The 13,330-nt window shown below is 29.2% G+C and carries 13 protein-coding genes, 1 pseudogene and 1 riboswitch; of the genes and pseudogenes, 12 read left to right on the top strand and 2 right to left on the bottom strand.

Annotation, left to right across the window (positions count from 1 at the left end; translation table 11 throughout):
- Positions 1-59: 59 nt before the first annotated feature.
- Positions 60-365 (bottom strand): ferritin family protein, encoded by a 306-nt coding sequence (locus J2Z76_RS00780; RefSeq protein WP_209510075.1) that lies wholly within the window; start codon positions 363-365, stop codon positions 60-62.
- 380 nt (positions 366-745) lie between these two features.
- Between J2Z76_RS00780 and J2Z76_RS00775 the strand changes: the two genes are divergently transcribed.
- From J2Z76_RS00775 to J2Z76_RS00750, 6 genes are all read left to right on the top strand, one after another.
- Complete coding sequence (locus J2Z76_RS00775) at positions 746-1,120, top strand: hypothetical protein (protein ID WP_209510074.1); 375 nt, start codon at positions 746-748, stop codon at positions 1,118-1,120.
- A gap of 280 nt (positions 1,121-1,400) precedes the next feature.
- Positions 1,401-2,690 carry a YecA family protein gene (locus J2Z76_RS16525; protein WP_245210255.1) on the top strand — a complete coding sequence of 430 codons (1,290 nt, stop codon included), beginning with the start codon at positions 1,401-1,403 and terminating at the stop codon, positions 2,688-2,690.
- A gap of 620 nt (positions 2,691-3,310) precedes the next feature.
- Positions 3,311-3,646 carry an XRE family transcriptional regulator gene (locus J2Z76_RS00765; RefSeq protein WP_209510073.1) on the top strand — a complete coding sequence of 112 codons (336 nt, stop codon included), beginning with the start codon at positions 3,311-3,313 and terminating at the stop codon, positions 3,644-3,646.
- Positions 3,647-3,714: 68 nt separating this feature from the next.
- Positions 3,715-4,521 (top strand): ImmA/IrrE family metallo-endopeptidase, encoded by an 807-nt coding sequence (locus J2Z76_RS00760; RefSeq protein ID WP_209510072.1) that lies wholly within the window; start codon positions 3,715-3,717, stop codon positions 4,519-4,521.
- A complete protein-coding gene (locus J2Z76_RS00755; RefSeq protein ID WP_209510071.1) occupies positions 4,521-5,093 on the top strand; it encodes a hypothetical protein in 573 nt (190 codons plus the stop codon). The genes J2Z76_RS00760 and J2Z76_RS00755 overlap by 1 nt, the downstream gene beginning before the upstream one ends.
- A 146-nt stretch (positions 5,094-5,239) precedes the next feature.
- A complete protein-coding gene (locus J2Z76_RS00750; protein WP_245210254.1) occupies positions 5,240-6,151 on the top strand; it encodes a PhzF family phenazine biosynthesis protein in 912 nt (303 codons plus the stop codon).
- 148 nt (positions 6,152-6,299) lie between these two features.
- On the opposite strand, the gene J2Z76_RS00745 is transcribed toward J2Z76_RS00750, so the two are convergent.
- Complete coding sequence (locus J2Z76_RS00745; RefSeq protein WP_209510070.1) at positions 6,300-6,635, bottom strand: YddF family protein; 336 nt, start codon at positions 6,633-6,635, stop codon at positions 6,300-6,302.
- 325 nt (positions 6,636-6,960) lie between these two features.
- Positions 6,961-7,047, top strand: a riboswitch (cyclic di-GMP riboswitch).
- A gap of 148 nt (positions 7,048-7,195) precedes the next feature.
- On the opposite strand from J2Z76_RS00745, the gene J2Z76_RS00740 reads away from it, so the two are divergent.
- The 6 genes and pseudogenes from J2Z76_RS00740 to J2Z76_RS00715 all read left to right on the top strand — a co-directional run bounded on the left by J2Z76_RS00740 (position 7,196) and on the right by J2Z76_RS00715 (position 13,323).
- A complete protein-coding gene (locus J2Z76_RS00740) occupies positions 7,196-9,199 on the top strand; it encodes a methyl-accepting chemotaxis protein (RefSeq protein ID WP_245210253.1) in 2,004 nt (667 codons plus the stop codon).
- 293 nt (positions 9,200-9,492) lie between these two features.
- Entirely contained in the window at positions 9,493-11,268 is a 1,776-nt protein-coding gene (locus tag J2Z76_RS00735) for a MutS-related protein (RefSeq protein WP_209510069.1), read from the top strand.
- 208 nt (positions 11,269-11,476) lie between these two features.
- A complete protein-coding gene (locus J2Z76_RS00730) occupies positions 11,477-12,241 on the top strand; it encodes a MerR family transcriptional regulator (RefSeq protein WP_209510068.1) in 765 nt (254 codons plus the stop codon).
- Positions 12,242-12,317: 76 nt separating this feature from the next.
- Positions 12,318-12,821: a TetR/AcrR family transcriptional regulator gene (locus tag J2Z76_RS00725; protein WP_209510067.1), complete on the top strand. Its 504-nt coding sequence runs from the start codon at positions 12,318-12,320 to the stop codon at positions 12,819-12,821.
- 9 nt (positions 12,822-12,830) lie between these two features.
- Positions 12,831-12,965 (top strand): annotated as a pseudogene (locus tag J2Z76_RS00720) (ABC transporter ATP-binding protein); the annotation flags it as partial.
- 67 nt (positions 12,966-13,032) lie between these two features.
- A complete protein-coding gene (locus tag J2Z76_RS00715; RefSeq protein WP_209510066.1) occupies positions 13,033-13,323 on the top strand; it encodes a hypothetical protein in 291 nt (96 codons plus the stop codon).
- Positions 13,324-13,330 lie beyond the last annotated feature (7 nt).

The following is a 13,330-nucleotide window of genomic DNA, read 5'->3' as shown; positions in this document are numbered from 1 at the left end:
AATGAAAAAAAGCAAGGCACTCTATGAAATTCACCATAGGGTGCCTTATTAAATTTTACTTATTTCTTAAGTTTCTCTATTTCTTCTTCTACTTCTTCGGCACCTTCAGCATAGAACTTTTCTTCATCAGGATCAAGTTCCTTAAGCAGTCTTAAAAACTCTCCGGCATGAACTCTTTCTTCATCAGCGATATCCTTTAATACCTCGATTGCCAGCTTGTTGTCAGTCGATTCAGCTAATTGCATATAAAGCTGAATAGCTTCGTATTCTGCCGCAATCATAAATCTTATTGATCGAATTAGCTCCTGGTCACTTATTTTATGATCTTTCTTTAGTCCGGAAAATGGTTGTCCAAAATCAGGCATATTTGTTTCCTCCTTATTTATATTAAAAGCTTAACTATTCATATCAATTATATTCCTTTAAAATAAAAAATGCAATAGTGTAATGGCTTGAGTTTTCGTATTTTGCATCGCGAAGCGACGCTTTTACGATAATTCAAGAAATTTTACAATTAATAGCTGAATAAAAATTTTCATATCAACAAATATCTAAAAAACAGTTCACTAAATAAACCTGCCAAAAGTGTAGCTATTTAGTTTTATATATTTAACATATTAATTTCATTTTAAATTGCAGATTTTTCTCTTCATGGCGTATATTTTGCCATTCGTAAATTCCTGTTCTTGCATAGGCTAATGTTTTTCCAATACCCCTAGCAATCTGATAACAATAGAATAAGACTTTGCTACGTAATGAGTTTGAGTTTTTAATCCGAACCAGGTACTTAACTTATTATGTAAGACTTACATCGGAAGCATGGTATTACATAAAAAAAGAATGCCCTAATTATTGGAATAGCAAAAATATATTGATTTCAGCTGATTTTGAAATATTCATTCCATATAATTATAACCATGAGGTTATATTTCTACTAGATAGATATGGAGAACTAATAGATAATGATTATTTTTTAGTTTATAAAATAGATTTTGATTACCCAAAAAATGATTTGTTGTTTTTAAATATGGAAGATTTTCAAATATTAATAAAAGAATTAAAAAATAAAAGCTTATTTATTCCACAAGTTGTAGAGTATGAATTTAATAAATACTTTTAGTAAATTATATATAGGAAATAGCGAAACCAGAACCAGGTACTTAACTTATTAAATAATAAATTTTGGTTTAAATATATTTAAATTATAGTATAATAGCTATATGATAAATTATTTAACGAAAAATATTCGAATGGGTGGGGTATTTATGAATGAAAGCAACCTTGTTGAATTCAATTAATAGTTCCTTTAGCAATTATAGACATAAATATATGAATTTGAATAAAACTATTTAATTATACTAAAAATATCAAATAATTAATTTAAATAAGAGGTAAATTATATGCTGATAAAATGCACAAAGAAATTACTTGAACAATTGAATATCAAGCCTGAAATACAAGTAGAGCACGAACTACTTTTTTCTTGGCATGCTAATTTAATAACAGTGAATCGGAGAAAAGCTGTTGTTCTTATGAATGATAAAAATAATTATATTATTGTTCTTTACGGGTTAAAATTAAAAGATTTTAAAAATTTAAATGAACATATATTTAATGCTATTCGTGCAACTTTTAAAGAGGAATGTATTAATGAAGAAGTTATAGACAAATATATAAATAATTCGCAGGAAATATTGTATTCAAAAACGAGTAGTAGATCAATGATTTCAAAACTTAACAATGCATGTATCATATTACCTCGTTTTGATGATTTGCTAGAAGGTGAATCAATTTATAAAAGTTCCTTGGGTGTAAAATTAAGTCGATTAGCATTTAAAAATAGCCTTAAAGAATATATATTACCATGTGAAGAGATGTATAAAGATCTGGAAACTTTTACAGATAAAAATATATTTACATATGATGGACCAATATATAAAGTTATAGACTATATAATATCTCTCACTCATCTGTATGGGTTGGTACATAAAAATAAGGTTATAGAGATTTACAACATGCAAAATGAAGAAATTATTGATGAAGAGATTATTAATTACCATATAAAAAAATATTTAGGAGATTTTAATGATAACTTTGTTAAAATTCATAGTGATTATTTCGTTCATGAATTAATTATGGAATTCGATAATTTTTATGAGCAGCTAAGGCAGCGTAAGGGTAAACCTTTTTATATTCCAGATCAAGAAGAGCTTTTCAATTATATAGACGATAATTACATTGAAATTAATAAAGAGTATAAGAACTTACTAAAGTATGTAACTAATAATATCCTTAATGGTGATAAAGAAGAAGCTGAAAGTCTTGTTGAGGATATACATAATTGCTGCCATCAAGACTTTTCACTAGGGGCGATATTTGGTTTGTTTAATGAACGAGACATTTCATTCAAGGATGGAAATCAAGTAAATGAAACGATACAATTAATCATGGATATGGCTAATAATATAAGGATTTGGGAAAACAATGGGTTTACACCTAAAGAGATATTTGAAATAATGGACATGTCTAATTTGAGCCCGTTTTCTGAGGGTGATGCTAGTAGTGGAAGTAAACCGAATCTTGTGAGTATTCCTGGTGGAAAGATTAAAAAAATAGGAAGAAATGATCCTTGCCCTTGTGGTAGCGGAAAAAAATATAAGAAATGCTGTGGGAAGCTTGAATTAAGCTAAAATGAATCCGGATATTAACAATACCAGGTACTTAACTTATTCTTAACTTATTAATTTATTTAAGCTTTGAAAGACAGTGCTAGTTGCGGTCCATATGTCATAGGAGCTAATACGGATAGATTAAATATTGAATTTTCAAGGTTAGTATTGCTTTGTTTATGTGCGAAGTTTAAGTCGAATAATATTAAATATAATTTTATGTCTTGATTATTATTAGTAGCATTTGGGTATTATATAAATATAATAACTTGAATAAAATTGGTGGAGTTAAGTTAGTTAATATTATTTAGAGATATATTTTTTTATAATAAAGGAAACTAAAGATGATATTAATATTCGGAAGATATAATAGTAATTAAACTCAGAAATGAGAATATAATATATATTAGAAAGTAATTTAATGATTGACTTTTATATTTTATAAGATTAAGTGCATTAGGATTTTCTGATTAGGTGTATTATTTTTTTAAATAATAAATAAGTTAAAAAAATCATATGAATAATGTATTTTTACTTGTCAAATGGCAAAAATAAAAGTATAATATAAAAAAAGAAAGTATTGATAAGATATGTATCGTGCGGTACAACGCTATGCGCTACTCGCACAAGGAGGAATTAATATGGAAACCGTAAGAGTTTTAGGTAACAATATTAACTTGTTACTTAATCAAAAAAGTATCACAAAAGATACGTTTGCAAATGCTTTAGGATACTCTTTTTTTGAAGCTCAAAAACTCTGTGATGCCAGACTTTATGCAACAAAAGAAGATGTAAATGACATTGCTAAATATTTTGATGTATCTACTGATTATTTATTTACTGACCAAGGAAATGAAGTTTATAAAGGCGTAGGATTCATGCATTGCATGGGACAATTTAAAAGACCCGAGAATAAAGATAAGATATTAGATATATTTGATATGTATTGTGATATGAAAGAAGCGTTAGAAAATTAGTATATTAGTTTGCCTAAAATTATACATTAGTATAATTTAGGCATTTTTATTATTTTGTGAGGTAAATTATGGCTTTAAATGAGATTCTAATAAAAGGCATTGAGGAAATAGTACAGGTAATAAAAACTGAAAATAATATTAAAAATGAAATAATACGTGATGATGTATTTTCTATTTTGCAAGCATCTGAATGTACTGTTTTATACTATCCTTTAGATGGTGAAGAAAATGATGGTTGTGATGGATGTCATATAGAAAAACCTGTTAATGGTAGAATGGAGCAATTCGTATTTATTAACACAAATAATACTAGAGAACGACAGGCATTTAGCGCAGCACATGAATTAGGTCACATTTGGAAAGTTGATGAAAGACTACAGGCTAAATTTCCTCAGGAATATTTTGATGATGAAGAAGCTGTTAATAAATTTGCAGCAGAATTATTAATGCCAAAGAAATTATTTGAAGAAGCAATAGAAATTAAATTAAAGCTAATGAATTATTCTGGACCTAAAATGAAAAATGTAGAGATGATTAAACTTATTGCTTATCTGATGAACTATTTTTTTGTTCCATATAAATCAGTGGTGTTAAGATTTAATGAATTAAATAGACTTAGTGATAAGTATAATGATGATATTTTAATATTTAAGGATAGTGAACTCTTAAAAGAAATAATAAAAGCAGAACAATATACTCGTCTTGGAATAGTCAATAAACTTTGCAGTATGGACAACTTAAACGAATATCTAATTAAAGCAGAAAAAAAGAGAGTTTTTAATGAAACAAAAATTAATAATATTAGAAAAGAATTTGATATTAAACAAGTTGAAGAATCTTCTAGTGATGATGTCGTTTTCGGACGAGGTATATGATGGAAGAAATCAAAAGAGAAGTTGTTATCGATACTGATTATTTTAAAAAGTTTACAGAAAAGTGTCCATCAGGGGAATTGTTTTTACGAATTATGGATGAAATGAATGTGAGTCCTGTAATGCATAGTTATGTATATACTGAAGAATTAATGGATAATAGAACAGCAATAGAATTAGTAGAAAAAAACGAAATTAAAATATATAATTATTCGAATTTTATTGATGAAAATAATATAAATGACTATGAAGATAAATTTAAACGCGCATACAAAGATTTTAACTTTAAAGAATTTGATAGAAATATTTACGAATATAGACATGACAAAGAAAGTCTTGGAGAAATCCGATCGACTTTAATGGCTTGGTATATGAATATTAATATTTTTATGTCAGATGACAGAGAAGCTGAGTTATTTGTTACTGGAAAATTAAGTAACCATAGACGAAAAATAATAGTATATAATGTTTATGATACATTAAAAGAAATCAGTTTAAAATCTACAAAAAATATAAGGTGGTCAGATGTGAAAGCAACTGCTAAATTTGCAACTTATTACGAACCAGGTACTTAACTTATTAACTTATTAGTGAATTTAATAGAATTTTTTGAAGAGAGAGAACTACTTCTTATGTAGATTCTCTTTTTTGTTGCTTTATGAAAAAAAGCATATATAATGTAAAATAAAGGAATAAAATCATTCTATTGGAGGACATTTAAATGGGAAGAGGTATAAGTGGAGCCAGCTATATGAAACGGTATAGTTATAAAAAGATTGATGCATTTACTTCGGAAAAATCAATGGGTAATCCTGCTGCTTGTGTTTTTTTTGAAGATAATGAAACACTGACAGAAGGAGAAATGCTCTATATTGCTAAACAGCATAAGGGTTTTGTTTCGGAAATGGTGTATTGTGGTAAAAGTGATACAGCGGATTTTAAATTGACGTATTATTCATCGGAGTGTGAAGTTGATTTTTGTGGTCATGGAACAATTGCTTGCATGTATGAACTTATAAATTCCAATGCTCAGCTAAAATCGAAAAAAGAAATAATTATTGAAACAAACAAGAAAGGAAACTTATGTGTTTTTAATGAAATAGAAAAGGATAATGCAGTTTATATTACTGCCCCTAAGCCGGTTTATAAAGGAACAAAGTTGACTAGTGAAATTATAGCAGATCAATTAGGAATTTCGGTAAGCAGCATTAATATTGAAAAGCCGATTGATTTAATAAATGCAGGGTTGTCAACTTTGATAGTTCCAATTAGAACTTTGAAAGATGAAGTTAATATTTTCCCAAATGAGAAGGAACTTAAAAAATTTTGCCAAGATAATGAAATTGACATTGTTCTTATCTATTCATCTGAAACTGACAATAATGGGTACTACATGCACACAAGGGTATTTGCACCTAAGTTTGGATATTTAGAAGATCCAGCAACAGGTTCTGGAAACAGTGCTTTTGGATACTATTTGCTAAAAAATAATATGTGGAATGGGGATAGCATATCAATTGAACAAGGCGGAATTGACAGAATATATAATGAAGTAAAACTATTATTCCAAAATAACTGTGTTTTATTTGGTGGTAGAGCGACAATTAGAATAGTTGGCGATTATTATTTGTAAGGCAACAGTACCAGGTACTTAACTTATTTCGTAAGGAAACAGTAACGGGTACTTAACTTATTTTGTAAACATCCATGGTGCAAAGAGAGGAGAACAGCCAAGATTAAATAAATAATCTTGGCTGTTGCAGTTACATACATTTTCGTTATCATTCTAATCTTTCCATTATTTTAAAACTATATCCTATACGTTCTATTTCCTGACGATTTAATATTTCTCCTTCTGGAGGTCTCTCGTTCAATTTAAAAACGATGGCAACTTGTCCTATTTCTTGATGAAATTGAATTCTATTCATTGGAATGTTAATTTTTAATAATTCTGACATAATTTCAGCTGTAGCTACATGACCGATTGCTGATATGAAACCATATTGTTCTATATATCTTTTTGCCATATCAATATCTATATCGTTTATACTATATAGTCCGTTTGTAGTAGCAACTGTTCCATTAAATAATCCAACAGGTAAATTTTCACCTTTCATATATTATATACTCCAATCTATACTATTTGTTTATGATGCCTTTCTTTAATTCCATTGTTAGTTAAGTTTTGAAATAAGTACAGCACTTCTAGTATTTAAAATTATATCAAAATATCAAAAAAATAGCTACCTAAATGTATAACCAAAAAACATAAGAAGTTTTGTTTAAGACAATTACGTACATAGTATTCCGGCTTATTTTTAACATGTTTTTACATGTATTATCAATAATTATGACTTTGTAATCACCTTGGACAAATCTGGATTTGACATTTATTGCTAATATATATATAATTATGATGAATTTCAATTAAATATTAATTAAAATTGTAAATAGCAAATTCATTGAAAAGTGAAGACGCAAAGCCGTGAGTCTAAAGTAACAATTTACTATGATAGTCAGGTTGCCAATAAAGAATAATTTTTTTGTAGGCAACATTTTGTTGTCTATTTTTTTCTATACTTAAATAAGGGGGGGAATACATACTTGTTATTTTTATTAAAAAAATTCTTTAGAAGAGTATCTAATTGAAACAACCACTAAATAGTCGGAGGACATAATGAAAAGAGTAAGAATTAATGGCATAAAGGGGAAACTTATTATTTGTTTTACAATTTTAACTTTAATATCATGTTTAACATTGGGATATATTTCAATACAAACATCAAGTAAAGTTGTTATCAGTGAAGCAGAAAAAATGCTTGCTTCGTTGACTGTAGATGCATCTAAGTTAACAGAAAGTAGAATCGATACTCAAATGAAAACTCTTGAAATGATTTCGTTGAGTCATAATATGGACAGTATGAACTGGGATATTCAGCAGCCCATATTACAAAAACAAGTAGAAAACACTAATTTATTGGATATGGCAGTGGTTCAACCAGATGGGACTGCTCATTATTCGGATGGAAGTATAAGTCAATTAGGAGATAGAGAGTATGTAAATAAAGCTCTAAATGGAGAAAAAAATGTATCTGATTTAATAGTAAGCCGTGTTACAAATAATATAGTTATAATGTATGCTGTACCTATTGAAAGAGACGGTAAAGTGGTAGGAGCATTAATTGGCAGAAGAGATGGAGATGTACTTAGCATTATTACAGAAGACACAGGGTTTGGTGAAAGTGGGTATGGATATATAATTAACAATAAAGGAACTATAGTTGCACATCCTGACAGAGAAAAAGTATTAAATCAGTTTAATCCAATAGCAGGTGTAAAAACTAATGAAAGTTTAAAGTCACTGGCAACATTATTTGAAAAAGTCATAGCTGAAAGAACTGGATTAAGCACTTATTTCTTTGAAGGAAATGAATTATATGCAGGATATACACCTATCAAAGGCACTAATTGGAATTTTGTTATTACTGCTAATAAAGAGGAAGTTTTATCTGCAATTTCAACTTTGGAAAATGAAATTCTAAGAATTTTGATTTTTGTTTTAGTTATTAGTATTATAATTACTTTTATTGTAGGCCACTCAATAACAAATCCCATTATTAAAGCGGTACAAATTTCTCGGAGAATTTCAAATCTAGATATTACAGAAGACATCCCTAAAAAATATCTAAAGAAAAAGGACGAAATTGGAGACCTGGCAAAAGCAATGCAAAGTATAAGTGATAGTCTTAGAGGGATTATTAATGACATTAGCAATAATTCAGAACAGGTAGTAGCAGCATCGGAGGAATTGAATGCCGCTTCTCAGCAATCTGCTTCTGCTGCAGAACAAATATCTCAAACTGTAGAGCAAATAGCAAAAGGTGCAGAAGACCAAGCACAAAACACTGAGGAATGTGTATCAAAATCATATGAATTAGGACAAATTATGGAGAAAGATCATAATAATATGATACACCTAAACGCTGGAGCTAATAAAGTGAATGAAGTAGTAACAGAAGGATTGGCTGAAATTGAGAATTTATATAAAATCACTGTAGAAAGTAATAGAACGACGAATGAAATAAAGGACGTTATAGCTAAAACAAATGATAGTTCTAGCAAAATAGGGCAAGCTAGCAATGTAATTTCTACCATTGCTCAACAGACTAATCTGTTAGCATTAAATGCTGCAATTGAAGCCGCAAGGGCAGGCAATGCAGGGAAGGGCTTTGCAGTAGTGGCAGAAGAAATTAAAAATTTGGCTCAGCAATCAGCATTATCAACTAAAGAAATTGATGCAGTTGTGAATGAGTTACAAGTTAATACTCATAATGCTGTGAAAACAATAGAGAGCGTTTTGTCAATTGCCGATGAACAGACAAAAAGTGTAGTTAACAGCAAGGATAAATATAAATTAATTGAAGAAGCAATGAAAGAAACCGAAGAAATTGTAAAACAATTAAATATTTCTGGAAAAGAGATGGAAGGTATGAGAAGTCAGATACTTTCTTCAGTGGAAAATCTGTCGGCTATTGCAGAAGAAAATTCTGCTGCTACACAAGAAGCAACCGCATCAATTGAAGAGCAGGCCGCATCATCAGAAGAAATAGCTGGAGCAAGCGAAGGATTAGCAAGCCTAGCCGAAAGATTGCAAGCAATTATTACAAAGTTTAAGATTTAGTAAAGTAGCTATTGCACCTACTGAGAATCAAGTAAGTGAAAAAATTAACACAATTTTATGAGTCGATAACCTAGAGATTGCATTATGTGGTTATCGGCTCGTTATTTTATTGTAATGATACCAGTATAAAATACTTACTTTTCTATAAACTTAATCAATTCTTCATTAAATTATTAAGGTTTATTAATTTGATGTTTTTATTGTTAAGGTGCATAATGATAATAGGGTTGCTTCTAAATATTGTAATTTCATACAATAATATTTACTCCTTAAATTTTAAGCAGAGGTTTTTAATGAAAATAAATGAATTAAATGAAAAATTAAAAGAACTTTCAAATCAAGAAAATAACTTGGAACAAAAATATAACAAAATTAGCATTCTGAGAATAATTGTATTTGTGTGTATAATTTTATCGTTGGTTTATGCTTGTTATGAAGCCAAAAATATTATGTATTTAGCAGGAATTTTGTTATTGATAGCATTTATATATCTGTTAAATGTTCATAATTCAATTAACGAAGAAAAGAAATATATCAGTAGCTATAAAGATGTTATAAAGAAATATATAGATAGATTTAATAGCGATTGGCAAAATTTTAAAGAAACTGGAGCAGAGTTTGTTAGGGATGATTCTCATCTTGAAAAGGACCTGGATATACTTGGTAGATCATCGCTATATCAATACATATGTACTGCAAATACTCAATATGGTAAAAGAATTCTAAATGAATATTTAACTAACTGTATCCCGAGTAGAGATACTATATTAAAAAGACAAGAAGCTGTTAAAGAACTTAATGAAAAGAAAGATTTTTCTTTGAAATTTCAAACTTTGAGTAATTTAATAACTGACGATGAAAAGAAAAAAAATAATAATTTTGGTGATTTAATAAAGTACAATAATAATAAGTACTTTAATTATCTAGTTTGTGTTATGCCTATCATAGTGTCAGGTTTATTAATTTTATCTCTGTTTAACATGGTTAATATCATATTGCCTACTACTTTAGCCTTTTTTCAATTGATAATGTCATTTCTATATTACAGAAAAAATACAATTATTTTAAGCAAAATATTTTATTTACAGAAAGATATCAAGTATCTAAATAAAATTTTTATTTCTATTGAAAAAGAACAATTTAGTAGTGAGTATTTAATTAATCTGCAAAAAATAATTACTTCAAAAGGCGGTGCATCAAAAAGTATCTCGGAATTGGAAATAATAGCTGAATGCGCAAAGATGAGGTATAATCAGATTTTTAGTATAATTTTGGCATTGTTATTTATGTGGGATTTTCAATGTGTTAGACTGTTCAATAAATGGAATGCAGAATTCGGGGGCGAAATAGAAAATTGGTTAAAGTCAGTAGGCGAATTTGAAGCGTTGATAAGTCTTTCTGTAATATGTAATGTTAAAGAAAATTATTATTTTCCTGTTATAGATGAAGACAATACAAAAGGATTTAAGGCTGAAGACATTGTGCATCCATTGATAAGAGAAGATGCTGCGGTATCAAATAGTTTAGAATTATATGGCAAAACCTGTATTGTTACTGGTTCGAATATGTCAGGTAAAACCACCTTTTTAAGAAGCATAGGAGTGAATCTTATATTAGCTTATGCAGGAGGCCCTGTTTGTGGCAAATATTTCAAAACTTCTTGTATGAAAATTTTTACTTCAATGAGAGTTCAAGATGATATAAGTAAAGGTACTTCAACCTTCTATGCAGAAATCTTAAGAATTAAACAAATGGTTACATATAGTGATAATAAAGCTCCTATGATTTGTTTGATTGATGAAATATTTAAAGGCACAAATTCTGCGGACAGGATTACAGGTGCAACAGAAATTATTAAAAAATTATCTAAACCATGGATTAATACAATAGTTTCTACTCATGATTTTGAATTGTGTGATTTGGAAAATAGCAAAACAATAGATGTTGTAAACTATCATTTTTCTGAATATTATGAAGATGACAAATTATATTTTGATTATAAAATTAAAAGTGGAAAATGCGAATCTACAAATGCAAAATATCTGCTAAAAATGGCGGGTTTAATGTAGTAATACCAGACGTGGGCAACAACACCAAAAGGCGGACGTGGGAAGGCAGACGTGGGGACGTTTCATCCGTCTTGTCAATTTCTGAAGGCAGACGTGGGGACGTTTCATCTGTCTTGTCAATTTCTGAAAAAATTAAAATTATTTTTAAAATAGTTATTGACATTGACGTTACGTAAAGCTGTATTCTATTAATGTAAGGAGTGAGGAAATGGAATATACAGTTAAGAAACTTGGAAATTTAGCTGGAGTCAGCACAAGAACTTTGAGATATTATGATGAAATTGGAATTCTTAAGCCGGCTAGAATCAATTCATCTGGATATCGCATATATGAGGAAAATGAAATAGATAGGCTGCAGCAAATAATGTTTTACAGAGAGTTGGGGGTAAGTTTGGATAGTATAAAGGAAATAATAACTTCAACTGATTTCAATGAAACTAATGCACTGAAACAACATTACAAAGAACTCCTTGCAAGAAGACAGCAGTTAGATGCTTTAATTGAAAATGTTGAAAAAACAATCAACAATAAAGAAGGGAGAATAAAAATGAGCGATAAGGAAAAGTTTGATGGCTTTAAGCAAAAGCTTATAGAAGATAATGAAAAACAGTTTGGAAAAGTGATTAGAGAAAAATATGGTGAAGAAACAGTGAAAAAATCAAACCAGCAATTCAGTAACATGACTGAAGAACAATATAATGAATTACAGGAGCTTGGAGATAAAGTTCTTGAAACATTGAAGGCAGCCTATAAAACAGGAAATCCAGCGGGAGAGCTTGGACAAAAAGTAGCAAAACTCCATAAGGAATGGATTACATTTTGTTGGGGAGACTACAACACGGAAGCACATGCAAATTTAACACAAATGTATGTAGATGATGAAAGGTTCAAAACTTATTACGATAAAGAACAACCGGGCTGTGCAGAATTTTTAAGAGATGCAGTATGGATTTACACAGGAATGAGAAAATAAGGTTAGCTAATCGGGAACCTTGTTTCTCACAATAAAAACAGCGACTGAAATAGGTCGCTGTTTTTATGTTTCTGATTTGGGAATTTCAGCTGTATTTGGTTGCGGCAATGCAACTTTAAGACTTAAAACAGGTGATAGAGTTATTGTTGATCTAATTGATTATGTTGCTGAAATTATTGAAAAGATTTATGACAAAATAGATTTAAGCGTAACTGATTTCTTTGAACGAATAAGAGAGGTTGGTGTTATCAAGTATAATATTATGAAGAAGACTCCTCAAGCATTTGATTTTATTAATGCCCTTGGAAAAGAAGAATCTGCTGAGGTTAAGCTAGATATAAATAAAAAAGTCAAGTCAATTGTTGAAAATGGGTTTGCAAGAATTTATGAGAATATTGACTTTTCAAAATTTCGTAATGATATTGATTTAGAAAAAACTTTGAATATTATCAACTGGACAATGCTTAGCTTTTCAGAGCAGCAAAGATATAGATTAAATTCATTTAAAGATATTGAAGTAGAGATTCTGAAAGAGTGGGATGACTATTTTGATATTATGAAAAGATGTTTTTATAAATAGGAGGGGAAAATGAGTAATAATGTAATTGAAGTCAAAAATCTTTCGAAATTTTATGGTAAACACAGGGGTATAGAAGATGTAAGCTTTTCAGTAGAGGAAGGAGAAATTTTCGGATTTATAGGACCAAACGGGGCGGGAAGAGCCTACTCTTGAAGAAATATTTTTGCATTATTACAATATAAAAATGATAACCACAGCAGGAGTTGGTGGTATGGGATCATTTAACGACAATACCTTTTTTGAATCTATTGTTTTAATTGCTGTATCAATTACTTTAGTTCAATTGCTGTTCTTAGCTTTAGGTATGTTAATTGGTGTAATTATAGAATATGTTGGAAATATAAACTATCTAAATTTTCTGACTCCATTTCGATATTTTATTGGGACAGATGTAGTAAACAAAGGAATCAGTATTATTTATGTGTTAATTGGAGCGTTGGTAACTTTTGTTTCTATTTATCTGACCTATGTTCTCTATAATAAAAGGGATTTGCTGTACTGAAATAAAT

Origin of the sequence: Sedimentibacter acidaminivorans (assembly GCF_017873955.1) — a bacterium.
Taxonomy (GTDB): Bacteria; Bacillota; Clostridia; order Tissierellales; family Sedimentibacteraceae; genus Sedimentibacter; species Sedimentibacter acidaminivorans.
The sequence above is the reverse complement of the archived record's forward strand: the minus strand, read 5'-3'. Positions and strand labels throughout refer to the sequence as shown.

Bases quoted from the DNA above. Each gene is read 5' to 3' on its own strand.
- J2Z76_RS00780 (WP_209510075.1), bottom strand. From the start codon at position 365: ATGCCTGATTTTGGACAACCATTTTCCGGACTAAAGAAAGATCATAAA.
- J2Z76_RS16525 (WP_245210255.1), top strand. From the start codon at position 1,401: ATGCTGATAAAATGCACAAAGAAATTACTTGAACAATTGAATATCAAG.
- J2Z76_RS00765 (WP_209510073.1), top strand. From the start codon at position 3,311: ATGGAAACCGTAAGAGTTTTAGGTAACAATATTAACTTGTTACTTAAT.
- J2Z76_RS00760 (WP_209510072.1), top strand. From the start codon at position 3,715: ATGGCTTTAAATGAGATTCTAATAAAAGGCATTGAGGAAATAGTACAG.
- J2Z76_RS00755 (WP_209510071.1), top strand. From the start codon at position 4,521: ATGGAAGAAATCAAAAGAGAAGTTGTTATCGATACTGATTATTTTAAA.
- J2Z76_RS00750 (WP_245210254.1), top strand. From the start codon at position 5,240: ATGGGAAGAGGTATAAGTGGAGCCAGCTATATGAAACGGTATAGTTAT.
- J2Z76_RS00745 (WP_209510070.1), bottom strand. From the start codon at position 6,635: ATGAAAGGTGAAAATTTACCTGTTGGATTATTTAATGGAACAGTTGCT.
- J2Z76_RS00740 (WP_245210253.1), top strand. From the start codon at position 7,196: ATGAAAAGAGTAAGAATTAATGGCATAAAGGGGAAACTTATTATTTGT.
- J2Z76_RS00735 (WP_209510069.1), top strand. From the start codon at position 9,493: ATGAAAATAAATGAATTAAATGAAAAATTAAAAGAACTTTCAAATCAA.
- J2Z76_RS00730 (WP_209510068.1), top strand. From the start codon at position 11,477: ATGGAATATACAGTTAAGAAACTTGGAAATTTAGCTGGAGTCAGCACA.
- J2Z76_RS00715 (WP_209510066.1), top strand. From the start codon at position 13,033: ATGGGATCATTTAACGACAATACCTTTTTTGAATCTATTGTTTTAATT.